This is a genomic window from Streptomyces tauricus (assembly GCF_014650955.1).
In the GTDB taxonomy this organism is placed as follows: Bacteria; Actinomycetota; Actinomycetes; order Streptomycetales; family Streptomycetaceae; genus Streptomyces; species Streptomyces tauricus.
Genome location: NZ_BMVY01000001.1, coordinates 691,782 through 715,698, shown reverse-complemented (window position 1 = coordinate 715,698; position 23,917 = coordinate 691,782). Strand labels below are relative to the sequence as shown.

General features: G+C 68.7%; 26 protein-coding genes and 1 pseudogene. 19 read left to right on the top strand and 8 right to left on the bottom strand.

Translation table 11 applies throughout. From position 1 onward, the window contains the following. Positions 1-33: 33 nt before the first annotated feature. Together IE278_RS02985 and IE278_RS02980 are read right to left on the bottom strand one after the other, a co-directional pair. Positions 34-279: a DUF7660 family protein gene (locus tag IE278_RS02985; RefSeq protein ID WP_189768358.1), complete on the bottom strand. Its 246-nt coding sequence runs from the start codon at positions 277-279 to the stop codon at positions 34-36. Between the two features lie 202 nt (positions 280-481). After that, positions 482-1,066, bottom strand: a complete 585-nt coding sequence (locus IE278_RS02980; RefSeq protein ID WP_189768356.1) for a TetR/AcrR family transcriptional regulator — start codon at positions 1,064-1,066, stop codon at positions 482-484. An 82-nt stretch (positions 1,067-1,148) separates the two neighbouring features. On the opposite strand from IE278_RS02980, the gene IE278_RS02975 reads away from it, so the two are divergent. Continuing rightward, positions 1,149-1,952: an SDR family NAD(P)-dependent oxidoreductase gene (locus IE278_RS02975; protein WP_189768354.1), complete on the top strand. Its 804-nt coding sequence runs from the start codon at positions 1,149-1,151 to the stop codon at positions 1,950-1,952. A gap of 38 nt (positions 1,953-1,990) precedes the next feature. On the opposite strand, the gene IE278_RS02970 is transcribed toward IE278_RS02975, so the two are convergent. Further along, on the bottom strand, positions 1,991-2,866 hold the full coding sequence (locus IE278_RS02970) for a helix-turn-helix transcriptional regulator (RefSeq protein WP_373311869.1): 876 nt from the start codon (positions 2,864-2,866) through the stop codon (positions 1,991-1,993). A 105-nt stretch (positions 2,867-2,971) separates the two neighbouring features. Between IE278_RS02970 and IE278_RS02965 the strand changes: the two genes are divergently transcribed. Then, on the top strand, positions 2,972-3,670 hold the full coding sequence (locus tag IE278_RS02965) for an SDR family NAD(P)-dependent oxidoreductase (RefSeq protein ID WP_189768350.1): 699 nt from the start codon (positions 2,972-2,974) through the stop codon (positions 3,668-3,670). A 296-nt stretch (positions 3,671-3,966) separates the two neighbouring features. Here IE278_RS02965 and IE278_RS02960 read toward each other — a convergent pair whose 3' ends face one another. Continuing rightward, on the bottom strand, positions 3,967-4,785 hold the full coding sequence (locus IE278_RS02960; protein ID WP_189768348.1) for an endo alpha-1,4 polygalactosaminidase: 819 nt from the start codon (positions 4,783-4,785) through the stop codon (positions 3,967-3,969). 466 nt (positions 4,786-5,251) lie between these two features. Between IE278_RS02960 and IE278_RS02955 the strand changes: the two genes are divergently transcribed. The 7 genes from IE278_RS02955 to IE278_RS02930 all read left to right on the top strand — a co-directional run bounded on the left by IE278_RS02955 (position 5,252) and on the right by IE278_RS02930 (position 11,620). After that, entirely contained in the window at positions 5,252-5,926 is a 675-nt protein-coding gene (locus tag IE278_RS02955) for a winged helix-turn-helix domain-containing protein (RefSeq protein WP_189768346.1), read from the top strand. Beyond that, positions 5,923-7,275: a sensor histidine kinase gene (locus IE278_RS02950; protein WP_189768344.1), complete on the top strand. Its 1,353-nt coding sequence runs from the start codon at positions 5,923-5,925 to the stop codon at positions 7,273-7,275. Before IE278_RS02955 ends, IE278_RS02950 begins: the two co-directional genes overlap by 4 nt. Before the next feature lie 61 nt (positions 7,276-7,336). Beyond that, positions 7,337-8,188 (top strand): endo alpha-1,4 polygalactosaminidase, encoded by an 852-nt coding sequence (locus IE278_RS02945; RefSeq protein ID WP_189768342.1) that lies wholly within the window; start codon positions 7,337-7,339, stop codon positions 8,186-8,188. 816 nt (positions 8,189-9,004) lie between these two features. After that, a complete protein-coding gene (locus IE278_RS43065; protein ID WP_308434873.1) occupies positions 9,005-9,358 on the top strand; it encodes a lipase family protein in 354 nt (117 codons plus the stop codon). Then, the gene (locus tag IE278_RS43060) at positions 9,355-9,858 is read left to right on the top strand and encodes an alpha/beta fold hydrolase (RefSeq protein WP_308434872.1); all 504 of its coding nucleotides are present in this window, start codon (positions 9,355-9,357) and stop codon (positions 9,856-9,858) included. The genes IE278_RS43065 and IE278_RS43060 overlap by 4 nt, the downstream gene beginning before the upstream one ends. 155 nt (positions 9,859-10,013) lie before the next feature. Continuing rightward, on the top strand, positions 10,014-10,850 hold the full coding sequence (locus IE278_RS02935) for an alpha/beta fold hydrolase (RefSeq protein ID WP_189768340.1): 837 nt from the start codon (positions 10,014-10,016) through the stop codon (positions 10,848-10,850). Positions 10,851-10,972: 122 nt separating this feature from the next. Continuing rightward, entirely contained in the window at positions 10,973-11,620 is a 648-nt protein-coding gene (locus IE278_RS02930; protein ID WP_189768338.1) for a type 1 glutamine amidotransferase domain-containing protein, read from the top strand. 195 nt (positions 11,621-11,815) lie between these two features. Here the strand turns inward: IE278_RS02930 and IE278_RS02925 are convergent, their stop codons facing one another. Together IE278_RS02925 and IE278_RS02920 are read right to left on the bottom strand one after the other, a co-directional pair. Continuing rightward, a complete protein-coding gene (locus tag IE278_RS02925; RefSeq protein ID WP_189768335.1) occupies positions 11,816-12,268 on the bottom strand; it encodes an Rrf2 family transcriptional regulator in 453 nt (150 codons plus the stop codon). A gap of 174 nt (positions 12,269-12,442) precedes the next feature. Then, positions 12,443-12,679 carry a hypothetical protein gene (locus tag IE278_RS02920; protein WP_189768333.1) on the bottom strand — a complete coding sequence of 79 codons (237 nt, stop codon included), beginning with the start codon at positions 12,677-12,679 and terminating at the stop codon, positions 12,443-12,445. A 504-nt stretch (positions 12,680-13,183) separates the two neighbouring features. On the opposite strand from IE278_RS02920, the gene IE278_RS02915 reads away from it, so the two are divergent. The 9 genes and pseudogenes from IE278_RS02915 to IE278_RS02875 all read left to right on the top strand — a co-directional run. Next, positions 13,184-13,918, top strand: a complete 735-nt coding sequence (locus tag IE278_RS02915) for a hypothetical protein (RefSeq protein ID WP_189768331.1) — start codon at positions 13,184-13,186, stop codon at positions 13,916-13,918. Positions 13,919-14,024: 106 nt separating this feature from the next. After that, the gene (locus tag IE278_RS02910) at positions 14,025-14,789 is read left to right on the top strand and encodes a GntR family transcriptional regulator (protein WP_189768329.1); all 765 of its coding nucleotides are present in this window, start codon (positions 14,025-14,027) and stop codon (positions 14,787-14,789) included. A 134-nt stretch (positions 14,790-14,923) separates the two neighbouring features. Then, positions 14,924-16,048: a TIGR03364 family FAD-dependent oxidoreductase gene (locus IE278_RS02905; RefSeq protein WP_189768327.1), complete on the top strand. Its 1,125-nt coding sequence runs from the start codon at positions 14,924-14,926 to the stop codon at positions 16,046-16,048. A gap of 5 nt (positions 16,049-16,053) precedes the next feature. Beyond that, the gene (locus tag IE278_RS02900) at positions 16,054-16,788 is read left to right on the top strand and encodes a phosphonatase-like hydrolase (protein WP_281403101.1); all 735 of its coding nucleotides are present in this window, start codon (positions 16,054-16,056) and stop codon (positions 16,786-16,788) included. Continuing rightward, on the top strand, positions 16,785-17,897 hold the full coding sequence (locus tag IE278_RS02895; RefSeq protein ID WP_189768325.1) for an ABC transporter ATP-binding protein: 1,113 nt from the start codon (positions 16,785-16,787) through the stop codon (positions 17,895-17,897). The genes IE278_RS02900 and IE278_RS02895 overlap by 4 nt, the downstream gene beginning before the upstream one ends. Further along, entirely contained in the window at positions 17,890-18,750 is an 861-nt protein-coding gene (locus IE278_RS02890) for a 2-aminoethylphosphonate ABC transporter permease subunit (protein WP_189768323.1), read from the top strand. The genes IE278_RS02895 and IE278_RS02890 overlap by 8 nt, the downstream gene beginning before the upstream one ends. After that, positions 18,737-19,534, top strand: a complete 798-nt coding sequence (locus tag IE278_RS02885) for an ABC transporter permease (RefSeq protein ID WP_189768322.1) — start codon at positions 18,737-18,739, stop codon at positions 19,532-19,534. The genes IE278_RS02890 and IE278_RS02885 overlap by 14 nt, the downstream gene beginning before the upstream one ends. 73 nt (positions 19,535-19,607) lie before the next feature. Next, a complete protein-coding gene (locus tag IE278_RS02880) occupies positions 19,608-20,669 on the top strand; it encodes a 2-aminoethylphosphonate ABC transporter substrate-binding protein (RefSeq protein ID WP_189768321.1) in 1,062 nt (353 codons plus the stop codon). A 243-nt stretch (positions 20,670-20,912) separates the two neighbouring features. Then, a pseudogene (locus IE278_RS02875) lies at positions 20,913-21,032 on the top strand (IS5/IS1182 family transposase); the annotation flags it as partial. Positions 21,033-21,114: 82 nt separating this feature from the next. Here IE278_RS02875 and IE278_RS02870 read toward each other — a convergent pair. After that, complete coding sequence (locus tag IE278_RS02870; RefSeq protein WP_189768320.1) at positions 21,115-21,723, bottom strand: hypothetical protein; 609 nt, start codon at positions 21,721-21,723, stop codon at positions 21,115-21,117. A gap of 700 nt (positions 21,724-22,423) precedes the next feature. On the opposite strand from IE278_RS02870, the gene IE278_RS02865 reads away from it, so the two are divergent. Then, complete coding sequence (locus tag IE278_RS02865; RefSeq protein ID WP_189768319.1) at positions 22,424-22,855, top strand: cupin domain-containing protein; 432 nt, start codon at positions 22,424-22,426, stop codon at positions 22,853-22,855. Positions 22,856-23,173: 318 nt separating this feature from the next. On the opposite strand, the gene IE278_RS02860 is transcribed toward IE278_RS02865, so the two are convergent. Beyond that, on the bottom strand, positions 23,174-23,671 hold the full coding sequence (locus IE278_RS02860; RefSeq protein WP_189768318.1) for a hypothetical protein: 498 nt from the start codon (positions 23,669-23,671) through the stop codon (positions 23,174-23,176). Between the last annotated feature and the right edge of the window lie 246 nt (positions 23,672-23,917).

The window sequence follows — 23,917 nt, the reverse complement described above, 5'->3', positions numbered from 1 at the left end:
GCAATCCGCGTACCTCTGGAGTGTTCAGACCTGTCACTCGTACACAGTGGCCGCTTGCAGACTCCGCGCGAAGAAGGTCCAGTCGCCTCCAGGCGGGAGATCCTTGCCGAAGTTGCGGTAGACACCGTCCGCATCGTCGATCCATGCGGCCAGAGCCCCGAGAAAACTCTCCAGGCTGGCGTTTTCCCACTCTTGGCCTCGACGCGCATACTCCTGCCGAAGACCACGAACGAACGCGGCCAGTTCCTCACGGCTGCGGATCTCATCGCCAAAGCTCATGGGACCAACCTATGTTCGAGCTGGGGTGGGCCGGCCAGACGTCGGGCACCGAACCGGCTTCCTTCGCTGCTGGCGTCGTCGCACTGACCCATGGGCCTGACATTGCGTCGATGTTCGCCGTTGTTCGCGGTCTCGAAGACCGGATACTGCCGCCTGGGGCGGTCAGCAAAGCGATCGGTTGCACGGCGCTGGGATCCGCCCCTCAGCTGCGGCCCCGCACCGCCGCGAGGCATTGAGCGTAGAGGTCTGCCAGGTCGAGTCGTCCGTCGTGCGTGGCCCAGAGTTCGGTTGCCGAGTCGGCGCAGGCGAAGACCGTCGCGACGATCGCCTTGGCACGCGGGTCGGGGGTCGGACCGGGGGCGGCGCCCAGCCGCGCCTGGACGACCGGGACGAGTGCGGCTTGCCAGCGCAGTCGTTTCTCGATGTACCGGGCGTGCAGGGCGGGGGTGTCGAAGATGAGACGGGAAAGTTCCAGCGCCCGCTCGGGAGTGTGGTTGGCGGTCAGGAGAACCTCGAAGCCGGCGCGCAAGGCATCCCATGCGGAGACCTCGGCCGGCTGCTGTTCCACGGTCTGCTTCAGCAGTTCCCCCAGCGCATCCTGATCCCCGCAGACCAGGTCCTCTTTGGTGCCGAAGTAGCGGAACAGGGAGCGCTGCGAGATCCCGGCCTCCCGGGCGATCTGCGCGATCGTCGTCTGCTCGTAGCCCTGCTCGGCGAACAAGCGAAGCGCCGTATCCAGGATCGCCTGTACGGCCACCTGTCGCGAGCGATCCCACAAAGACGTCATGGTCGTCAGGCTATCGCTTCTGGACAGCAGGCGCCTAGTTGGCATTAACTGCCAGGTAGGCATCGACTGAAAGAAGGCAGCCATGACCGCCGTCGACTACCACGGACAGACCACACTGATCACCGGAGCCAGCGCGGGCATCGGCGCCGAGTTCGCCCGCCAACTCGCCGCCCGCGGCTCCGATCTGGTGCTCGTCGCCCGCCGCAAGGAGCGCCTGGAGAAGCTGGCCGCCGAGCTGCGCGCAGAGCATCACGTCCGGGCCCACGTCGTAGGGATGGATCTGACCACGGACAACCCCGGGCAGGAGCTGGCCACGCTGATGGAGCGGCGCGGCCTGCACATCACCAGCGTCGTCAACAACGCCGGGTTCGCGACCTTCGGCCCCTTCCATCAGGCGGATCCGGACCGGCTGCGCCGGGAGATCGCTGTCGACGTGACCGCCGTGGCCGATGTCAGCCGGGCCTTCATCGCGCAGCTGCGCACGGCGGGGCGCGGCGTGCTGGTCAACGTGGCGAGCATGGCCGCCTATCAGCCCAACCCGCGTATGGCGCTCTACGGGGCGACCAAAGCGTTCGTGCTGAGTCTCACCGAGGCACTGTGGGAGGAGTCACGCGGTACCGGACTGCGTGTACTCGCTCTGTCCCCCGGCGCCACCCGCACCGAGTTCTTCGAGGTCGTGGGCACTACGCGGGCCGCGGGGGGCGCCACACTCGCCTCGCCCTCCGATGTCGTGCACACCGCGCTGGCCGCCCTGGACCGCAGGAATCCGCCGCCCAGTGTCATCGCAGGACGCATGAACCGGGTGGCGGCCCTGGTCGGCCGCCGCCTGGCCACCCGACGCCAGATCATCCGGGCCGTCGGCCGGCTCACCGCCGAGGGGGCATGACATGTTCGCCGAAGCCCGTACAACCGCGTGGGGTCGGATCAGTTGTGCGTGGTGGCCAGTGGGCCGGCGACGGCGGTCAGTCGCAGCTTGGTCTCGTCCTCGCTGCCGGGCGCAGCAGTCATGATCACGATCTTGAGTTCGCAGTCGCCGTCGGTCAAGGTGTCGCAGTCCACCGTGACAGGCCCTACCGAGGGGTGGTCGATCGTCTTGTGGTCCTCGCGGTGTGCGGCCACCTCTCCGGTCGTCCACAGCTCGGCAAACCTGGTGTTTCCGGCGGTCAGTTCGCGGATCAGCGAGGCAAGGCGCGTGTCCTGGGGGAAGCGGCCCGTGGCGCGGCGCAGGTCGGAGACGACGGCGGCGTCGGTGGCGTGCCGGTCCGTCTCGGTCACCGGCCACAGCGCGAGGCGGGCGGGGCCTTCGTCGACCGGGAATCTGTCACGGGCGAAATTGCGCAGGCGCGGCGGCGAGGCGGAGGGATCGCCCAGGAGTGCGGCCCATCCGCGGTTCCACCAGATCAGCTGCCAGTCCGCGGCGAAGACGGCGACCGCGACGTCTGCGAGACGGGCGAGCACCCGTTGAACGCCGGGCGGCAGATGGTCGGGGACCGTTCCGTGCGTCGGTGGGACCAGATCGGCCAGCCGGTACAGGTGGTCCCGTTCGGCCGTGGACAGTTGCAGGGCGCGCGCCAGGGATGCCACCACACTCGCTGAGGGTGTGGTGGCGCGTCCCTGTTCCAGGCGCACGATGTAGTCGACCGACATTCCTGCGAGGTCGGCCAGTTCCTCGCGCCGCAACCCGGCCGTGCGGCGTCCTCGTGCCGTCGGGAGTCCGGCGGCCGAGGGGGGCAGCCGGTCACGCCACGTGCGGATCATCGCGCCCAGTCCGCTTTCGGGTCTTGCCGTCATGTTCCCCATACTGCCGCGTTCGTGGTCGTCGGGGCGGGCGCGAGGGTGGTACTGCTCTTCCTACCGTCGAAGTCTCCCTGGCCCGCGCCTCCCGGCCACAGCAAGATCGAAGGCATGACGATCACCTTCATCACCGGAGCCAACAAGGGTCTCGGCCGCGAGACCGCCCGCCGCCTGATCGAGTGCGGTCACACCGTGCTCGTCGGAGCCCGCAACCGTGAGCAGGGCGAGGAGGCCGCCACAGCGCTCGGCGCACGCTACGTTCCCATCGATGTCAGGGACGACGCGTCCGTGGCCGCCGCGGCCGCGGATGTCGCCGCACACGAGGGCAGGATCGACGTTCTGATCAACAACGCCGGTGTGCACGGTGCCGCCGGCGATCCCGGCGACCTCACCGCCGCCGATGCCCTCGCCGTTTACGACGTCAACGTCATCGGCGTCATCCGTACCACCACCGCGTTCCTGCCGCTGCTGCGCCGTTCGGACGACCCTGTGATCGTCAACGTCAGCAGCGGTATGGGCTCCCTCGCCCTCACCCATGACCCCGACCGGCCCGAGTCGCACGTCGTCGCGCCGCTGTACACCTCCTCGAAGGCGGCGCTGACCATGCTGACCACGCAGTACGCCAAGGGACTCAAGGACATCCGCGTCAACGCCGCCGATCCCGGCTACACCGCGACCGACCTCAACGGTCACAGCGGCCCCCAGACCGTCACTGAGGGCACGGACGCGATCGTGACCCTGGCCACCGAAGGGCCCGGCGCCGGAACCGGGCGCTTCGTGTCCCGCGACGGCGAGATCGCCTGGTCCTGAACCCGCACCTGGTCGTCATGCTCTCCCCGGTCCGGGTGGCGTCCAGGGCATCACCCCGCGACCGCGGCCGTGTCATCGGCGGGCGTGCGCGGGCCCGGCATGGTCCGGGTGGTCAGGTCCAGGGCGCGGCGCCCAGTTGACCGGATGCCGCAGGCGCGAGGAGAACCGGTAGCGGGCGGGGTCGAGTGCCGAATTGCGCAGGGGACGGGCCGGTTGCGTGGGGCGGTTCCGGCCCGTCCTCTCAGCTCAGCTCAGCTCAGAGACCGCGGTGGTCCACGGCTTGGGAGCGAGTTCGGTCAGCAGGCCTTGCGAACGTATTCGCTGCTGCCGGGAGCCGTGACGAGTACATCGCGAAGGACGACGCTGAGGCGGCTGCCCCACTGCGCGCACGTCTCGTCGAAGTACTTCTGCTGGTACTCGATCACGATGACGTTGTTGTTGAAGCCCTCGGTGTAGGAGCCGCACTCCTTCCACTCGCCGCACTCCTCGGCGACAGCGAAGTCCAGACCGGTCTCGGAGCGCTCGGTGGACAGTTCAGGCGTGTTCTTCTGTCCGATGGCCAGGCCCTTGTCGTGGGCGTGGTCCGCGAGCAGCCTGACGAACGCCTTGGCGTTGTCCTGGCTGATCAGGTCGGTGCGGGTGAAGGAGTCGAGGTTGTCGGGCTCGACGGCGTCGAAGCCCTTGTCTGCACAGGTGTCGATCCAGGCGTTGACCTTCGCGGCGACCCGCTGGCGCTTGGCGGCCGTACGGATGTCGAGGAAGGCCTCGTCCCAGTCCGGGTCGTAGACGACCTCTCCGTCTGCGTTTGTCAGCAGCAGGTCGCCCCACTCGTCCTCGGCTCCCGGCTGTGCCTGGAAGGCGTTGACGTAACAGATGTTGTACAGGCCGGCCGCCGGGGAAGCGGTGTGGTCGCGGGAGACAACCTTCACGTCGGCGGCCGGGGTGTAGGCCTGGCCGATCTGGTAGTCGAAGGACCCGTTGACCGGCGGTAGTTCCACGGCTTGGGTCGCCGCGTTCGCGCTTGAGGAGACGAGCAGGGCACCGACGACGGCACACGTCAGGGACGCGGCCACGACGGCAGGCTTGCGGGATCGCACATGGTGGGTGTGGGGCATGTGGAGCTCCAGAAGGTGGGAGTACGTCCCCGCCTCGGACTACGCTTGGATGCGTCCGTCCTGGCGACTGAGTCCGGACTTGCGGTTGAGTGAACCGCACTACCGGCTGGGCGTACCTCTGGCGCCAGGAGTTCGATGTTGGCGCTGCAGCGAGTAAACCGAGCGGCCTGCGTTGTGTCAATCAGCCGCAGTCAGCTGCGGAACGTTCGACACCTAACTCATCTTTGACGCCAAGTGGTCTGCATTATGGGCCAGTTGAGGCTTTTGGACGACGCGGCGGCAGACAGCGACATGTGGAGTCAGCCACCACCGTGCGGAACGGCCGTCTGAGTCCTGGGTGAGGGCGGCTAGTGTACTGGGCAGTTTGTCGTCGACCCAGATCCGGTGATGCCGGACGGGCTGACCCGCAAGAGTCCTCGTCATGGCGGGCCCGGAAGAACTCTTTACCCAAGGACGAATCAGAACCATGCGCGTGCTGGTGGTCGAGGACGAAGAGGACCTGCGGTATGTGATCGTGGCGGGCCTTCGGGACGCCGGGTACGCCGTCGACGCCGTGTCCGACTGGCCCGACGCGGACGTCATGCTCGACTCCGTGCCGTACAGCTGCGTGGTGCTCGACCGCTTGGTGCCGTCCGGCGACACCCTGTACCCGCTCCAGGAGCGCCGGCGCCGCGGCTGGACCACACCGGTGCTGTGCCTCACCGCCCTGAACGAGGTCCCGGACCGGGTCGACGGCTTCCGTTCCGGAGCCGACGACTACCTGGCGAAACCGTTCGCCATGGTGGAACTGGTGCTGCGCGTCGGCAGTCTCGTCCGCCGGGCAGCGGAGCGGCTGCCCGTACTTCTGCGCCACACCGACATCGAACTGGACGAGACCCGGCGCGAGGTACGCCGCACCGGTGTCCTGCTGTACCTGCCCCCCAAGGAGTACGGGGTCCTGCGGCTGCTTCTGCTGCACCGGGACGAGGTGGTCACCCGAACCACGTTGATCGAGCACTGCTGGGACGAGATGGCCGACCCCGTCTCGAACGTCGTCGACGCGGTCGTGGCGGGTCTGCGGCGCAAGCTCGGCGCGCCCGGCGTGATCCAGACCGTACGCGGTCATGGGTTCCGTCTCACGGACAACGCCCAGCCGTCATGACCGACGGACCCGCCGGGAAGCGGGCCGCACCGCGGTCCCCGGCCCGCAAGCGCCTGAGCCGTCTGCAGCGGCGGCTGACCCTGGCGTACACGCTGATCACGCTGGCCGGGGTGGGAGTGCTGTGCTGGCTGGTGATCCGCACCGACGGACGGTCCTGGCAGGCGGTCGAGTACGAGGAGATGCGCCGCAGGGCGGCGGTGACAGCCTCGTTGATCTACTACACCGACGCCGGGATCCAGCTCGACGGCCTGTACGACGACGAGGCGACCAGCGGACGCCCCGAGGTGCTCGTCCTCCAGGTCCGCCGTGACGGACTGCGGCAGGTGTTCACCTCACGCGGCTCCGCGCAACGCATCGAGCCCGATACGGCCGCCCGCGTGGCACGTACGGCGATGGCCCGGGACGACACCGTGCGGACAAAGGGCCGTACGAGTGCGGGACAGCCGGTGTACCTGCTGGGGCTGCCGTTCTACCACGACCGGACACAGCAGACGTCGGGTGCCGTGGTCGTGGTCGGCGACCCCGCGAAGGGACAGGCCGAACACCATCGGCTGGTGGTGGCAGTGCTGAGTGGTTCCGGTCTCCTGACGCTGTTGGCGGGCGTGACCGGCCACGTCCTGTCCGGGCGCAGCCTGCGCCCCGCCGCGGAGGCGCTCGACGCTCAGGAACGGCTGCTCGCGGACGCGGCGCACGAACTGCGCACCCCGGTGGCCGTGATGCGCGGCTCGGTGGACCTCGCGGACGCCGACCCCGGCCAACTGCACGTACATCTGCCGCGCTTGCGGCGGGCCACCGACCGTATGACGGATGTCGTCGACAACATCCTCACGCGCGGCCGGCTTCAGGCGGGCCATGCGTTCCGTCCCGTGCCGTTGCGCCTTGACCAACTCGTCGAGCAGGTCTGCGAGGAGCTGCCGCCCTCCCGGCACACGGTGACGTCCTTCCTCGACCCGTCGGTGGTGCGAGCCGACCCTGAACTGGTGCGGACAGCGGTACGCAACCTGCTCGCCAACGCGCTGCGGCACGGACGCACTCCCGGCGATCCGCAGGACAGGGCCGAGGTGGACATCACTGTCAGCGGCACGACGGTGACCGTGGCCGACCGGGGGGTCGGAGTGGATCCGGACAGCCTGCCCGGTCTGCTGGTCCGGTACCGCTCCCCCGGCGGCGGCACCGGCATCGGGCTGTCGCTGGTGCGGGAGATCGCGGCCGCGCACGGCGGAGACGTCACGGTACGGCGGCGGCCCGGCGGCGGATCGGCCTTCGTACTCAGCCTGGGACCGGCACCGCGCTCGTCCGGGCACCGCCGGGCACCACGCATTTCCCCGGACCGCGATCCCACCTCATGAATTCCTCACGATCACCGGCCCAGGATGTGCGTACCAGTACCTTCCTCGCACAGGAGTCCGCGTGTCGAAACACTCCGCCGTACCAGTGCTCCGCCGCAGGAGCACCCGCGTCGCCGGTGCCGTCGGGGCCGTTGCCGCCCTCGGAGCCGGTCTGACACTGTCCAACGTGTTCGCGGCCACTCCCGCGGCGCCGAAGGTGGTGCTTCCCACGGCCAACGCCACGTTCGACTACCAGATCGGCGGCGGGTACGCACCCGCCAAGGGCGTCACCGCCGTGTCACGCGACCGGTCCGCCAAGCCCGCGAAAGGCGTCTACAACGTCTGCTACGTCAACGCGTTCCAGGCTCAGCCCGATGTACTGGACTGGTGGCAGAAACACCACCCCGACCTGATCCTGCGCGACAAGAACAACCACCCGGTCATCGACGAGGACTGGGACGAGGCACTCCTGGACACTTCGACGGCTGGTAAGCGCACCCGGCTCGCCGCGGTGGTCGGTGCGTGGGTGGACGGCTGCGCGAAGTCCGGCTTCCAGGCCGTGGAGTTGGACAACCTCGACTCCTACGAACGTTCCGGCGGTCGCCTCACCAAGGCGCACAACGAGGCATTCGCCAAGCTCCTGGCCGCCCGGGCGCACGCGGCGGGGCTCGCCGCCGGACAGAAGAACACGGTGGACATGCTGCCGGACCGCAAGAAGATCGGCTTCGATTTCGCCGTCGCCGAGGAATGCGGTGAGTACAACGAATGCGGCGCCTACGCCAAGGCGTTCGCGAACCGTGTCTTCGTCATCGAGTACAAGAACGCCGGATTCCGCCGGGCCTGCGCGGACTTCGGCGCGAAACTCGGCATCGTCCAGCGCGATCTCGACGTCAGCCCTCGCGGGTCCGGGGGCTACACCTTCCGCACCTGCTGAGGCGCCGCTGCCCTGCCGCCCCGCCGCCTGCTGCCCACCGCCTGCTGTCCCGCGTGCGGCTGCGTGCTGCGGATTCATCAGCGCGACGCGGCGCGGCGCCGCGCGGCGAGTGCAGGGCCACCGGCTGACCGATCGCCGCGCCGTTGGCCCGTATCGGTGGCCCGTACCGGGGAGAGAGGCCCCTGTAACTGGTGCCGTACGAGACCCTCGCACGGGCTGAGGCGCCACTCGGCGCTGCCATCGAGGAGTCGCACCCGGCCGGCGGTCCGGGTCACCTCGGTGCCCGGGCCGCCGGAAGCACCGGGTGGAATCGGAGACGTACCCGGTCCGGCCTGATGCGGTCCGGCCACTTGCCAGCCCTCAATGTCATGGCCCACGGCCGACAGTTGAGTTGATCCTGTCGGATGAGAAACGGGCCGCGCTGCCATCGGTAGGCGATCCATGCACTGTCGCCTCGCTGCGCCGCCCAAGCGATATGCAGGTCCGAAGGGCGGTAGCGCCGGCCGTCACAACTGGCCACCCACACGTCATCTTCTATCTACCACCAGCGCGGCTACGAAAGTGTCATCGTAGCCGCGCTGGTGGCAGAAGGGTGAGATCTTCGCATTCACGCAGGTGGGAGCGTTGACTCAGGCAGTTCTCCGAACCAGTTGGGCGCGTCTGGCCACTTACCCGGCACCGCATGTGCCGACCTGACAGGCACTGCCCCGGCCCGTCCCGCGGAAGAGCGGGACCGGCCGCTCGCAGCACTACACCTCCCTTGCAGCACAACACCTCTCTCGAACCACGACACCTCTCAAGGAGATACCGGTCCACATGAAGACGAAGATGAAGAGTGCGCTGCGCCCCTCCCGCCGCCGTGTGGTCGCGCTGACGGCCGTCGCGGGCGTGGCCGCCTTCAGCCTGGCATCCATGCCGTCGGCCTCCGCGGCCAAGGCTCAGTCCGCCACTCCGGAAGCAAAGCCGACGGTCGTGCTGGTACACGGAGCCTTCGCGGACTCCTCCAGTTGGAACAGCGTGATCCCGCGTCTGCGGCACGCGGGGTATCCGGTGGCCGCTCCCGCCAACCCGCTGCGTGGCGTGGCCAGTGACTCGGACTACCTGGAGGCTATCTCAAGAGCAAGAAGGGACCGATCGTCCTCGTCGGCCACTCCTACGGCGGCTCCGTGATCAGTGACGCCGCCGCGGACAACCCGGAGGTCAAGGCACTGATCTACATTGCCGCGTTCGTCCCCGACAAGGACGAGACCCTGTCGGAACTCGGCGACAGGTTCCCGGGGGCGACACTTCCCGCCGCACTCGACGGCGTGCCCTACCCGCTGCCGGGCGGCGGTACCGGCACCGATCTCTACGTCCAGAAGGACAAGTTCCACGACGCCTTCGCCGCCGACGTACCCAAGTCGGTCACCGACCTCATGGCCGTCACCCAGCGTCCGCTGGCCGCCTCGGTCTTCGACGAGAAGACCACGAAGACGGCCTGGAAGACCATCCCCTCCTGGGATCTGGTCACCACCGAGGACCACGCGATCACACCGGACGAGCAGCGTTTCATGGCCAAGCGCGCCCACGCACACACCATCGAGGTCAACTCCTCGCACGCGGTGGCCATCTCCCACCCCGGCACGGTCACCCGCCTCATCGAACGAGCCGCCCGAGCCACCTCCAAGTAACCCTTGGGACATCCGTGCCGATCACGACCCGCCGTCTCCGGCCGTCGGTGAGGTGATCGGCGGGCCCGGCCGGGCGGCCACGGTCGACGGGTGAGTGGAGCAGTCGTTCAGTTCTGGATGCCGGAGCGTGAAACACACTGTGGAGGTTGGACGTCATGGGGGGTGTCAAGGTCGGTACGGAGAACAGTGCGGACATCGAACTGCACTACGAGGACAAGGGATCGGGTCAGCCGGTGGTGCTGATCCACGGTCACCCGCTGGACGGGAACTCGTGGGAGGGGCAGACGGCGGCACTGCTGGACGCGGGTTACCGGGTGATCACGTATGACCGGCGTGGTTTCGGCAAGTCGAGTCAGCCCTCGACGGGGTACGACTACGACACCTTCGCCGCCGACCTGAATGCCGTACTGGAGACGCTGGACCTGCGCGAGGCGGTGCTGGTCGGGTTCTCCATGGGCACCGGTGAGGTTGCCCGCTATCTGTCCGTCTACGGTTCGGCGCGGATCGCCAAGGCCGTGTTCCTCGCGTCCCTGGAGCCGTTCCCGGAGATCACCGACGACAACCCCGACGGCGCCGCGCCCGCCTCCTTCTTCGAGGGTGTCTCTGAGGCGGTCAAGAAGGACCGGTACGCCTTCTTCTCCGACTTCTACAACGACTTCTTCAACCTCGACGAGAACCTGGGCACCCGCGTCAGTGAGGGAGCGGTCCGCAACGCCTGGAACGTCGCCGCGGGATCAGGGGCCATCGCCTCGGCCGCCGCTCCTCTGACCTGGCCCACCGACTTCCGCGCCGACATCCCCAAGATCAATGTCCCGGCCCTGATCGTCCATGGCACCGCCGACCGCACCCTGCCCATCGACGCCACCGGCCGGCGCTTCACCAAGGCACTGCCCACCGCGCAGTACACCGAGATCGACGGCGCACCTCACGGGCTGATCATCACCCACACCGCCGAGGTCAACGAAGTCCTGCTGGCCTTCCTCGCCCAGTAGGCCCCACCTCTGCCTGGTCGGCCGGCTCCGGCCGGCCGGCCGCATCCTCGTATCCGCTTCATCACGCCCCCTGCGTGACTCGCCTCACCAGGGGGGCTCGCCTAGATCCACAGGAAGTCATCGTGAAGGTTCTGATCGTTCTCACCTCGCACGACCAACTCGGCGACACCGGCCGCACGACCGGCTTCTGGCTGGAGGAACTCGCCGCCCCGTACTACCGGTTCAAGGAGGCCGGCTGGGACATCACCCTCGCCTCCCCGAAGGGCGGCCAACCGCCCCTGGACCCCAAGAGCAAGGAGATCGCCAACCAGACCGACCAGACCCGCCGCTTCGAGGCCGATCCGGAAGCCACCACCGCGCTGGCCCACACCGTGCGCCTGGACTCCCTCTCCGCCGACGACTACGACACCGTCTTCTACCCCGGAGGCCACGGCCCCCTGTGGGACCTCGCCGAGGACGCCGTCTCCGCCCGCCTGATCGAGACAACCCTGCGCTCCGGCAAGCCCCTGGCCCTGGTCTGCCACGCACCCGGCGTCCTGCGCCACACCCTCAACGAAGACGGCACCCCCCTGGTGCAGGGCCGGAACGTCACCGGCTTCACCAACACCGAAGAGGAAGGCGTCCAACTCACCGACGTCGTCCCCTTCCTCGTCGAAGACGAACTCAAGAGCCTCGGCGGCCACTACTCCAAAATCGGCGACTGGGAACCGTACGTCGTCCAGGACGGTCAGCTCATCACCGGCCAGAACCCCGCCTCCTCCAGCCCGTAGCCGACACCCTCATCGCCTTCACCACTGCTCAGGCGGGGTCCGTCGATGAGGAGAGCGTGTCCGTCTCCAAGTAAAAGATCTTCTTGACGCTTCCGGCCCGTCGGCGTCAGCCTGATGGGCCAGAAGTGTTTCGCGTAACGGCCTCTGACCGCATGTCCATCTTGCGGCACAGTTGTCCTCGGTCGACCGCGAGGATCACAGCCGCGTGCCCTCCAGGAGCAGCGCCGCTTCCGGAACACTTTGCGCGATTTCCTGCACGGTGAAGTGCCCGAGGGCCGTCGCCACGGCGTCAGCGACCCTGCGGTCGATCGACACCAGAGACTTCTGGACGGACCGGCCCGTGACGCAGGTCGGATCGGGACCGTGCAGTCCGAGCACGGGTTCGTCGCCCTGAAGTACCAACCACACCTGTTCCAGGGTGATCTGAGCAGGGTCGACCACCAGTTCCCAGCCGCCGTTCGCACCGGAACGAGACCGGACCAGCCCCGCATTCCGCATCGGTCCGAGCACGCGGCGTACATACACCGGGTTGACATTGGCACTCTTGGAGAGTTCCTCAGAGCTCACGGTGTCGCCTTCGGGGGCGATTGTCAGGATGACCAGTACGTGCACGGCGACGGCGAACTGGGTGTTTGTGGAGCGGGCCATTACCCCATCTTGCCTTTTTTTACCAACGTAGCCACAGGCGCCCGCTCGGGAAGCCAGGGAGGCGCACGGCCGGTCATCGCCGACGGCGGTTGCCATGGCACCGGCCTGGCTGCACACCAGATGCCCACCAGCAGCATGCTGGATCAGTCGCGCCAGACCGCCGACGGCCGACCGCTACCAAGGAGAGTCACGGTCCCGCACGGCACTCAGGCCGCCGCCGTCGTTGAAATGCTGATGAGCATGAGCCTGGCGGCGTGCATCGCGTATGCCGCTCGTAGCCGCCGCTTCGATCCGCTGCGCCTCCGAACTGGAACCCACCCGACGCCGCTGCCGACGCACCAGCACCACCACGGCGGCCACCCCAATGGACACGACTGCTGTCACGGCCAATAACAGGTAGACCATCGTCACCCCGTGTTCGCTTCGAACCGTCCACCACGATCCCGCTCCGCCGTCGATCGCCGACGGCCATGCAACGGTACGCAGTGCACCACTGGAGATGAAGCGATCTTTCCGGCACCGACACCTTCCAGAACCCTGCCGCCGTCCGGCAACCGCACAGCTCGCGTGTCCGCTCTGCTCCGCGACAGAGATGACTTGGGTATACGGCACGACCGTACATATGCGGCTCCCGCAGTGAAGGCCGCCGGAAGGGCGCGGGACGGCGAGTCCGCAGTGGGGTGGACGGCGGTCACCCGGGCCGACGTGCTCCTGGCCCGGTGGACATCCGCATGCCGGGCCGGACCGACGCCGGTGATTTCGCCGATTCCCGTTGCCGCAGGCCCCACTTGAATCGGCATGGTCCGACTCCCGCACGATCTCCGGAGCCGGGAAGCGCCGGACTTGTCCGTGCGCCCGGCACGACGACGCACCGCCACCGCTGTGGGCGGCCGGCGCGGTCAGAAGGGATCAACCATGTCATCTCGCTTCGGTCTGCGGCGTCCGCGCCTGCTCCGCGCGGCCACCGCCGGCCTCATCGCCCTGGGGCTCACCGGTGCGCTCTCCGGCCCCGCCTCCGCGGCCACCCAGGTCTACGCAGAGAACTTCTCCGCCGGGCTCGGGGCCTTCCTGTCCACCGGTTCGGTCAGCGCCTCCAGCGGGGCGGCCCGGCTGAGCGGCTCGCTGCTCACCGACGCGTCGCTCACCTCCGCGCCCATCGCCCTGACCGGTTACAGCGGCGTCTCGGTGTCGTACACGCGGGCGGCTTCCGGGCTCGACCTCGGCGAGGCGTTCACGGTCGCCTACTCCGTCGACGGCGGCGCGTTCACCACGCTCGAGTCCTCGCGCACCGCTTCGGGCGCGGTGTCGTTCCCCCTGCCCTCGTCGGTCGACGGCCGCACCGTGCGGCTCCGCTTCTCGCTGGACGCCGGCGGCGCCCTGGAGACGCTGACCGTCGACGACGTCCTCGTCCGCGCGGAGGGCGGCGGACCGACCGATCCGCCGGGCGGAACGCTGCCCCCGGTGACCGACGTGACCGCGCCGGGGCCGTACCCGGTGACCATCGACACGACCGCCGGGCCCGGCGACGACGGGTGGCTGGTGTATCCGGCGAACGCCGGCCAGAACGGCGTGCAAGGCGTCGGCTGGCCCCCTGTCGGGCGGGACGAACCGCACCGACTGTCCCGTCCCGTCGGCGGAACCGGCACATAGTGCCTGAACCGGCGGGCAGCGCCCCTTCCCCCCAGCAGCGAAGGGGCTGGTCGCCTCCCGCGTCCGAGGGTGAGGGCGTGCCGGTGCGTCTGCCACCATTCATCTCGTGGACTTCCCGACCGACCAGGCACCTGGCGCACCGATCCGTTCCGGCATCCCGGAGCACGGCCGTATCCCCAAGTACTACGTGGTGAAGGCGCATGTCTCCGCTCTGATGGACGAGTTGGGCGAGGGTGGCACCCTTCCCACGGAGCGCGACCTCGCCCTGCGCTTCGAGGTGTCGCGCGAGACCGTACGGCAGGCACTGCGCGAACTGCTGCTGGAGGGACGGCTGCGCCGACAGGGGCGGGGGACGGTCGTGGCGGGCCCCAAGCTCGAACAGCCGCTCTCGCTCGCCAGCTACACCGAGGGCGTACGCCGCCAGGGCCGCACGCCCGGCCGCCATCTCATCGGGCTGGACCGCTTCCCCTGCCCCGAGGCGCTCGCCGCCGAGACCGGCATGGAGCGCGGCGAACCGGTCTGGCACCTGGAGCGGGTCCTGCTCGCCGACGACGAGCGGGTCGGCCTGGAGAGCACTTACGTCTCCGTGGCCCGCGTCCCCCGCCTGGACGACGAGTTCGACCCCGACTCGTCGTTCTACGCCTACCTCAACGACCGGCTCGGGATCACCTTCGGCGGTGCGGACGAGCGCATCGAGACCGTGCTGGCCACCCCACGCGAGGCGCTGCTCATCGGCACGCCGCCCGCGCTGCCGATGCTGCTGCTCCACCGGATCTCGCGGGACGCCGACGGGCAGCCACTGGAACGGGTGCGGACCCTGTTCCGGGGCGACCGGTTCTCCTTCACGGCACAGCTGGGCCCGCGCGACTGACGCCGGACCGGGATGATCCCCGGACGCGTAAGTCACGAAAAGATAACGGGTCTGGTCCAAGCTTGGGTGGCGGTTCACCCTCCCGTTGCCGAGCAGATCGATGCCGGTCACCCGCCCCCAGAAACGTGACCGACGTGAGAGTCATCGTCGTAGGAGCCGGCGTGGTGGGAACCATGCACGCCTGGCACGCAGTGAACCGCGGCCACGAGGTCGTACAGATCGAGCGCGAGAGCGAGGCACGCGGAGCATCACTCCGCAATTTCGGACAGATATGGGTCAGCGGCCGAGCCGGCGGCGAGGAGCTGGAGACCGCACTGCGGGCCCGTGAGCTCTGGGAGTCCATCGGCGAACGGGTGCCGGGCCTCGGCTTCCGGGCCTGCGGCTCGCTCACTTTGGTGCGCACCGCACGGGAGACCGCCGTCGCCGAGGCCGCCGTCGCCCGCCCCGACGCGGCGGCCCGCGGCTACAAACTGCTCACCGCCGAGGAGGCCCGGGCGGTCAACCCCGCGCTGCGCGGCGACTTCACCGCCGCACTGTGGTGCGAACGGGACGCGGCCGTCGAGCCGCGCACCGCCCAGCTCGCCCTGAAGGAGGAACTGCTGGCCTCGGGCCGGTACACCTACCTCGGCGGCCGTGAGGTGCGCGAGGTGACCGGTACGGCATCCGTGCGCGACGACCACGGCGATGTGCACACCGGCGACACGGTCGTCCTCGCCACCGGCGCGTGGCTGGGCGGCCTCGTCCGCGAACTGGCAGGGCCGGATCTGCCCGTGCGCCGTGTCCGCCTGCAGATGATGCAGACCGACCCCCTCGGCGAGACCCTGACCACCTCGGTCGCCGACGCCGACAGCTTCCGCTACTACCCGGCCTACGCGGGCGAAGCCCTCGACGCGCTCAACGCCGGCCAGGCTCAGGCGCCGACCGCCGCCGAGCACCGGATGCAGCTCCTGATGGTGCAGCGCCGCGACGGCGGACTGACCATCGGGGACACCCACGAGTACGAGCACCCCTTCGCGTTCGACACCGTCGAGGAGCCGTACGAGCACCTCACCCGGGTCGTCGAGTCCTTCCTCGGCCGCCCGCTGCCCCGCGTCCGCCGACGCTGGGCCGGCGTCTACGCCCAGTGCACCGACACGAGCCGGGTCGTCCACCGACAGCAGGTCCGCGACGGCGTCTGGCTGGTCACAGGGCCCGGCGGCCGAGGCATGACCTGCTCCCCCGCCATCGCCGAAACAACCGCCGACGAACTGAACTGGTGAAGACGTTGACCGACGACTCCAAGTGGACCGCCGACTCCAAGCTGCCTGACGACTCCAAGCTGAATCTGATCGTCCTCGACATGGCCGGTACCACCGTCGCCGACGGCGGCCTCGTCGAGCAGGCGTTCTCGGCCGCCGCCGCGCGCCTCGGCGTCGAGCCGGGCTCCGCCGATCACGCGCAGAAGCTCGACTACGTACGTGCCACCATGGGCGAGTCCAAGATCTCCGTCTTCCGGCACCTCTTCGGTGCGGAGTCCCTGGCGCAGCAGGCCAACACCGCCTTCGAGGAGGCGTACGGCACGCTGGTGGACAGCGGCCTGATCGCCCCCGTACCCGGCGCCCGCGAAACCGTCGAGCGGCTCAGGGGCGAGGGCCGGACCGTGGTGCTGTCCACCGGGTTCGCCCGCACCACCCAGGACGCCATTCTCCGCGCCCTCGGCTGGCAGGACCTGGCCGACCTGACCCTCTGCCCGGCCGACGCGGGCGGCCGGGGCCGCCCCTACCCCGACATGGTCCTCACCGCCCTCCTGCGCACCGGCGCCGTCGACGGCGTCCAGCAGACCGTGGTCGCGGGCGACACCGCCTACGACATGCTCAGCGGCGTACGCGCCGGAGCCGGCATCGTCGCCGGAGTCCTGACCGGCGCCCACGACCGGGACCGGCTCAGCGGGCACGGGGCCACGCACGTGCTCGGCTCCGTCGCCGAACTGCCCGATCTGATAGCGCGGGCCGAGGCATGACGGGCGCGGCAGCGGGGCCGGCGGCAAGCGGCATCAGATTCGACCGGGTGAGTGTCGCGTACGGCGGGAACACCGTCCTGGACCGGCTCGACCTGACGGTGGAACCCGGCGAGGTCATGGCTCTGCTCGGCCCCTCCGGGTCCGGGAAGACGACCGCTCTGCGCGCGGTCGCCGGTTTCGTGCGGCCCGCCTCGGGGCGGGTCTACCTCGGCGACCGGGACGTCACCGACCTGCCGCCGCACCGGCGGGGCATCGGCATGGTCGTCCAGCAGTACGCCCTCTTCCCGCACATGCGCGTCCGGGACAACGTCGCCTTCGGCCTCAAGGCCCGCAAGGTCTACAAGACCGAGACCGCCACCCGGGTCGCCGACGCTCTCGAACTCGTCGGCATGTCCGCCTACGCCACGCGCTATCCCCGCGAACTCTCCGGCGGCCAGCAGCAGCGCGTGGCCATCGCCCGCGCACTCGCGGTACGCCCCGGAGTCCTGCTGCTCGACGAACCGCTCTCCGCGCTCGACGCCCAGCTCCGCTCCGGCATGCTCGCCGAACTGGCCCGCCTGCACCGCGAACTGCCCGACGTCTCCATCCTCTACGTCACCCACGACCAGGTCGAGGCCCTCACCCTCGCCGACCGGATCGCCGTCATTGACCAGGCGCGGCTCCAGGACTGCGGCACCCCGCAGGAGCTCTACCGCAGCCCCCGCACGGAGTTCACCGCCTCGTTCGTCGGCAACGCCAACCTGCTGCCGGTCACGGTCGGTTCGGGAACCGTCGCCTTCGCCGGGCGCGACCTGGAACTCTTCACCACAGATGCGACCGCCGGAGCCACGGCCACGCTCTGCGTCCGCCCTCACCTCGTCGGACTCGGCGACGGACCCAACGCGCTCACCGGTACCGTCACGGAGGTCCAGTGGCGCGGCTCCACGCACCGGCTGTACGTCGACATCGGCGGCCACCGCGTCAAGGCCGACCTCCGCGAACTCCGGGAACCCCCGGCGCTGGGCCAGAAGGTCACGCTGCACTTCGCTCCCGAGGACGCCGTCCTCCTCCCCGCGGTGGACCAATCGGCGCCCGAAGCCGTGACGGCGACGGGCGGGGCCCATGGCTAGCGCCGTCACCACCACGAGCCGGGGCCAGGGTCGGGGCCGGGCCGGTTGGGTATGGGCACTGCCCCCCGTGGCGGTCCTCGCCGTCGTCCTCCTCTACCCGCTGGCCCTCGTGGTCCAGCAGTCCGTCACCCCCGACGAGGGCAGCACCTCACTCACCCCGTACGCCGATGTCTTCGCCTCCGAGTCCTTCCGCTCAGCGCTCGGCACGACCGTCTGGCTCGCCGTCGGCTCCACGGTCGGCTGCCTCGTGCTCGGCTTCGCGCTCGCGCTCGTCATCGCCTTCGTGCCGTTCCCCGGCGGGAAGGCCGTGGCCAAGTTCATCGACGTCTTCCTCTCCTTCCCGTCGTTCCTGATCACGCTCGCACTGCTGTTCATCTACGGCACGGTCGGCATGGCGAACGGCGTGTGGACCGACGCCACCGGCGCCTCCGAGGGGCCCTTCCACTTCCTCACCACACCATGGGGCGTCCTCCTCGCCGAGATCACGTACTTCACCCCGTTCGTGATGCGGCCCCTGCTCGCCGCCTTCTCCCAACTCGACACCGCGCAGCTGGAAGTGGCCTCCTCGCTCGGCGCACGGCCCGCCCGGATCGTCCGGAAGGTGATCCTCCCGGAAGCCCTGCCCGCGCTCGCGGCGGGCGGCAGCCTCGTCCTCGTCATGTGCCTCAACGAATTCGGCATCGTGCTCTTCACCGGCGCCAAGGACGTCACCACCCTGCCCATGCTCGTGTACGGCAAGGCGATCCTGGAGTCCGACTACCCGGCCGCCTGTGTCGTCGCCGTCGTCAACATCGCCCTCTCCGTCGGCCTCTACACCCTGTATCGGACGGTGAGCCGCCGTGTTGGTGCATAGCCGAGCCGGAAAGTGGGGCACCTGGGCCCTCTTCCTCCTCCTCTTCGTCCCCCTGTTCGCGGTGCCGTTGCTGGTCATCGTCGCCGCGTCCTTCTCCACGAACTGGTCCGGCGCCTTCCCCTCCGGACCGACGGCCGGCAACTACACCGCCGCCACCAGCGGCGACTCGCTCCAAGCCCTCACCACCAGCCTCGTCACAGCCCTGTGCGCGAGCCTGCTGGCCCTCGCCCTCGGCACCTGGGCCGCTCTCGCCGCCGCCTCACTGCGCAAGCCCGGCAAGAGGCTGCTGGACGCGCTGTTCATGCTGCCGGTGGCCGTGCCGTCCGTCGTCGTCGGCCTCGCCGTGCTCGTCGCGTTCAGCAAGCCGCCGCTGCTCCTCAACGGGACGCGCTGGATCGTCATCCTCGCCCACACCGTCCTGGTCACGGCCTTCGCCTACCAGTCGGTGGCGGCCGCGATCCGACGCCTCGACCCGATGTACGAGCAGGCCGCGGCCAGCCTGGGCGCCCGGCCCGCCCACGTCCTGTGGCGGATCAAACTGCCCCTGTTGCTCCCGTCCCTGACGGCGGCGGCCGGGCTCTGCTTCGCCCTGTCCATGGGCGAGTTGAGCGCCACGATGATGCTCTACCCGCCGGACTGGACCCCCCTGCCCGTGCAGATCTTCGCGGCCACCGACCGGGGATCGCTCTTCACCGGCGCGGCCGTCTCCGTGGTCCTCATGGGCACCACGCTGCTGGTCCTGCTCGCCGTCTCCCGCATCCGGACACGGGCCTCCTACCGCTGACCACCCCTGAGCCCTCGTACACCGCGTACACCCACCTCGTACACCCCACCTGCTTCCAGGAGACACGACTCCCATGCGCACGAACATCCTCAGGCCGGCGACCGCGGTCGCCGGAAGCCTCGCCCTCGCCGCCGCCCTCACCGCCTGCGGCGGCTCCTCGGCCGCCTCGGACGACAAGGTCGTCACCGTCTACAGCGCCGACGGCCTCAAGGGCGAGAACGGCGAAGGCTGGTACGACAAGGTCTTCGAGGACTTCGAGAAGAAGACCGGCATCAAGGTCGAATACGTCGAGGGCGGCTCCGGCGAGATGGTGCAGCGCACCGTCCGCGAGAAGTCCAACACCCAGGCCGACGTCCTCGTCACCCTGCCTCCGTTCATCCAGCAGGCCGGAGCCAAGGGCCTGCTCCAGACGTACGAACCGGCCGGCTCCGACCAGGTCGACGCCGCGGACAAGGCCGCCGACGGCACATGGACCTCGGTCGTCAACAACTACTTCGGGTTCATCTACAACAAGAAGGAGCTGAAGACCCCGCCCAGGACCTGGGAGGAGCTCCTGGACAGCTCGTACAAGGAGAAGGTGCAGTACTCCACCCCGGGGGTCGCCGGCGACGGCACCGCCGTCCTCATCAAGGCCATGCACGACTTCGGCGGCCAGAAGCCGGCGATGGACTACCTGAAGAAGCTGCAGACCAACAACGTCGGCCCCTCCGCCTCCACCGGCAAGCTCGCCCCCAAGGTGGACAAGGGCGAACTGCGTGTCGCCAACGGTGACGTGCAGATGAACTTCGCCCAGTCCAAGGACATGCCGAACCTCGGCATCTGGTTCCCGGCCAAGGACGGCGCGAAGCCCACCACCTTCGCCCTCCCGTACGCCGCCGGGCTCGTCCAGAAGGCACCGCACAGCGCCAACGGCAAGAAGCTCCTCGACTTCATGCTCTCCGAGCAGGCCCAGCAGGACGTCAGCGCGGTCGGCGGCGGATTCAGCGCGCGCAAGGACATCGAGGCCACCGACGCCAACGCCGTCGAGCTGGCCGGGCTGATGAAGGGCGTGGAGATCTTCGAGCCGGACTGGTCCGCCATCAGCACGGGCCTCGACGAGTACATCGACGCCTGGAAGTCGGCCACCGGTAGCTGACCGGCATGGACCAGTTGCTCCGAGAGCCCCTTTGACGAGCCGGGCCGGACATCGTGCGCTTCAGGTGGCGCTCGCGGCTTGTCGGGGGGCAATGGCCGACTCGGGCCTGGCGAGGGCATGGCTGGGTGCATGTGTGTTGGCGGGTGTGGTGAGCGGGGTGGCAACGGCACGCTGCGAGGCCGACGGTGGTTGTTGCCGTTGCCGATGACCGAGCGGGTGCTGATGGCTGCGGGGTACTACCGGACGCGTGCGCGCGTGGAACATGCGATCGGCCGCCATATGAAGAACCGCGACCGCCGACAGCGCGGCGACGGCCTCCGTCACGCGGACCAGGCCGTCGCCCACATGCACAACCTCACCCTCGTATTCATGACCAGAGATCGACCGGTTCCGGCGCATGCGTTCTCGGCGTTTTCTCAGGCCGAGAACGGGAGGTGACGCCGCCTCAAATGGTCGGGGTGTCGTCAACAACCGGCCTGTGAATCTCAACGACCGGCTTCCACCCCGCGGAGAACTCGATGAAGTCCGCACGGGTGGGGTAGGTGTCGATCGCGCGACGGTCACGCTTGGGACTGTCGCCCCCCTTGCGCCCCCGGGGAATCTGCTCCTCGAAGATGTCGACCTTCAGGTCGGGAACCTCCTTGAGGCCCTGGCGCCAGATCTGCACGACGTCGGCGCCGAACGCCTGCCGGACCGCGGCGTAAAGGGCCGTGAGGGCACCCTTGTCCCCACCAGGGACGAAAAGCGCCAAGTCCAGCACGACACCGGCGGACTGGAGGACCTCGATGGTCACCGAGCCGTTTTCGTCGGCCAAGTAGACGCCGGCTTCGTTCTCGTCGTCAGGAAGGCAGGAAACCTCTTCCTGAAATACGGTTCTGGCCGTGATCGAACCGCCCTCGAAATCCTCACCGGACTTGGTCAGAAAGGCAGGGACATAACAGTCGGGAATCTTGAGTTCTGCCGTGTCGGCGGAAACGAAGAGCCTGTCCTTTACGCCGAGCTTCGACACCTCTTCCAGCGAGAGGCGGCGAGCGGCGATCTTCTCCGTGTTCACGATTTCCCTTTCAGGTTGCACTGTCCCTCCGAACAAGGACGCTACCACGAAACACTGAGGTCAACTGCCCAGCACCCTCTGGGTAGATGGCCTCCGACGACCTGCACGGGAGGACACCGAAGCGAGTGCCATTCAGCCCGCCCCACGCACCCGCCAGGCAGTACCCCTCGTCATGACATGGGGACCAACTGGCGGTCGCATTGCAGCGCGTTGGGAGGCGCGGAGGAACTAAAAAGAGCTTACGGTAGATATCACCCATATCAACTTCGGGAAGGTGGCGGCACGGCAAGGCGCCCATTCGTCGTGCTTCTCGAAGAGCGAAGCGGAAACCAGCCGGATGGTTCGACAACGCAACAGCGGAGACCACCACCGGCGACATACGACCGAGTTTCGGGAACTCCTCCTGGGCCTCAGCGCCTGCGGCTGCCATCCCTTCTCCTGGATGAAGCGCAACCCGGTGTTGCGCACCACCACGCCCTCTTCGACCAGGTTTCGCCGTGGTCGGCCGGACGCCTAGCCCAGGCTCGGGACCCGCGGGATCCACTGGACCTGCTCCACCCGCGCCGCACCCCCTCCCCCCCCCATTAACTCCGTCCGGCGCAACACGACGGAGGCGAAGAGCCGATCCGGCGCCGTAGCGCTGCTGTGCAGGCTGGCGTGAACTGCTCGAACGCTCCGCAGCCGCTGCTGTACTGCGGAGGTGACAGACCAAAAGCAGTGCACAGTAGTACGAAACGGCAGCTACCAGGGTGTTCAGGGCGGTACCTTCGCCACCGGCATCAGCGCCCAGTCCGCCGGCGCCCAGGCTCTGTGCCTCCACCAGCTGGTGATGCCCGCCGGCAGCAGGGGCCGTCCTCACCTGCACGAGGGACACGAGTCGGCCATCTTCATCCAGTCCGGCCAGGTCGAGGTCTGGCACGGCCTCGACCTCACCGAACACATCGTCCTGCACGCCGGCGACTACCTCCACATCCCTGCCGACACTCCGCACCTGCCGGTCAACACGGGCGACCAGGACATGATCTGCCTGGTCGCCCGCACCGACCCACAGGAACAAGAAGGCGTCCGCCTCTTGGACCTCCCCGCCTGGCTGGCCACCCACATCGGCCCCGTGACCATCGGAAACGGCTGAGAGGGAGCCTCTTTAGTCGCACGCGACGCGCGTTGCCCGGCGCCGCATGCCTGCATAGAGCACATACGACACGTGTATCGAGTACGCACAGGAGTCCTGGCGGGTCGCGCCGAATGACACCAAAACCCCCAAGGCACTGATGCACCACCTGCCGATGCTGATCGCTTGTCGGCCTCGGAAGTCATAATCCAGTGCGTCAGGAGCCTTGCAAGTGTGCGCATGTGACCACACCTGGGCCCGTGCCCGCCGACGCCGCGAGCGGGGCGAGCACGAGCCCAGGTGACGGCAAGCGGTACGGGTGCCGCGAAGCAGCCGCGGTCAGCCCCGCACCCGCTGCCAGCGCCAGAACTGATCCGTCCACGGCCCGACTTCCTCCAGCTGCAGGACGGCGTTCCCTTCCTGATAGCTCTGGCGCGTGGCCACCGCCAGGCCGTCATTGCCCAGCGGCACGATCACGAAGTCCGCCTGGGCGACGTCCATGGAGAGCAGACGCCACAGCTGCCTCTCACTCTTGCTGTCCGACCGGCGCGAGACGACGGCCGCACCGTCCTCGGGGGTCTCCGCGATGAGGGCGAGACTCCGATCGAAAGCACCGGTGTCCTTGTTGTAGGCGGCATTCCTGATGCGCACGACGCGCTCCCCGTAACCGGGCTCGGGAATGAACTCCCACTGCGACTGCCTGTACGCCGTCGTGGCAGCATCCCGCCACACAACAGCCGGCACATCACCGTCGACCCACCCGTACGGCGTGATGTGCATACCCGTCACCGACTGAACGATCAGTTGCGGACCCTGGGGTATCGGCAGGCTGACCATACGCTTCCTCTCGTCGGCAGGCAGCACCCCCAACGCACGGGCTCAGCAGCCGCATACAACCGTCGGGCCCCGCCCGAAGTGCCGACCTGACAGAAGAACGAACACGTCGCGCAGACGCTACGACCGGAAAAGATCCACTGTCAGGGAAAAACGAGCCATGCCGGATTTAAGCAGCTTCACACCGTGGCCAACATGGCCAGTTCGAGAGGGTGCTTGTAGCAACAGATTACGCTGCCGCTGCCGCCG

What these genes read in the sequence shown, in the direction of transcription:
- IE278_RS02985 (WP_189768358.1), bottom strand. Translation starts at nt 279, where the DNA reads ATGAGCTTTGGCGATGAGATCCGCAGCCGTGAGGAACTGGCCGCGTTC.
- IE278_RS02980 (WP_189768356.1), bottom strand. Translation starts at nt 1,066, where the DNA reads ATGACGTCTTTGTGGGATCGCTCGCGACAGGTGGCCGTACAGGCGATC.
- IE278_RS02975 (WP_189768354.1), top strand. Translation starts at nt 1,149, where the DNA reads ATGACCGCCGTCGACTACCACGGACAGACCACACTGATCACCGGAGCC.
- IE278_RS02970 (WP_373311869.1), bottom strand. Translation starts at nt 2,866, where the DNA reads ATGGGGAACATGACGGCAAGACCCGAAAGCGGACTGGGCGCGATGATC.
- IE278_RS02965 (WP_189768350.1), top strand. Translation starts at nt 2,972, where the DNA reads ATGACGATCACCTTCATCACCGGAGCCAACAAGGGTCTCGGCCGCGAG.
- IE278_RS02960 (WP_189768348.1), bottom strand. Translation starts at nt 4,785, where the DNA reads ATGCCCCACACCCACCATGTGCGATCCCGCAAGCCTGCCGTCGTGGCC.
- IE278_RS02955 (WP_189768346.1), top strand. Translation starts at nt 5,252, where the DNA reads ATGCGCGTGCTGGTGGTCGAGGACGAAGAGGACCTGCGGTATGTGATC.
- IE278_RS02950 (WP_189768344.1), top strand. Translation starts at nt 5,923, where the DNA reads ATGACCGACGGACCCGCCGGGAAGCGGGCCGCACCGCGGTCCCCGGCC.
- IE278_RS43065 (WP_308434873.1), top strand. Translation starts at nt 9,005, where the DNA reads ATGAAGACGAAGATGAAGAGTGCGCTGCGCCCCTCCCGCCGCCGTGTG.
- IE278_RS02935 (WP_189768340.1), top strand. Translation starts at nt 10,014, where the DNA reads ATGGGGGGTGTCAAGGTCGGTACGGAGAACAGTGCGGACATCGAACTG.
- IE278_RS02925 (WP_189768335.1), bottom strand. Translation starts at nt 12,268, where the DNA reads ATGGCCCGCTCCACAAACACCCAGTTCGCCGTCGCCGTGCACGTACTG.
- IE278_RS02915 (WP_189768331.1), top strand. Translation starts at nt 13,184, where the DNA reads ATGTCATCTCGCTTCGGTCTGCGGCGTCCGCGCCTGCTCCGCGCGGCC.
- IE278_RS02895 (WP_189768325.1), top strand. Translation starts at nt 16,785, where the DNA reads ATGACGGGCGCGGCAGCGGGGCCGGCGGCAAGCGGCATCAGATTCGAC.
- IE278_RS02890 (WP_189768323.1), top strand. Translation starts at nt 17,890, where the DNA reads ATGGCTAGCGCCGTCACCACCACGAGCCGGGGCCAGGGTCGGGGCCGG.
- IE278_RS02880 (WP_189768321.1), top strand. Translation starts at nt 19,608, where the DNA reads ATGCGCACGAACATCCTCAGGCCGGCGACCGCGGTCGCCGGAAGCCTC.
- IE278_RS02860 (WP_189768318.1), bottom strand. Translation starts at nt 23,671, where the DNA reads ATGGTCAGCCTGCCGATACCCCAGGGTCCGCAACTGATCGTTCAGTCG.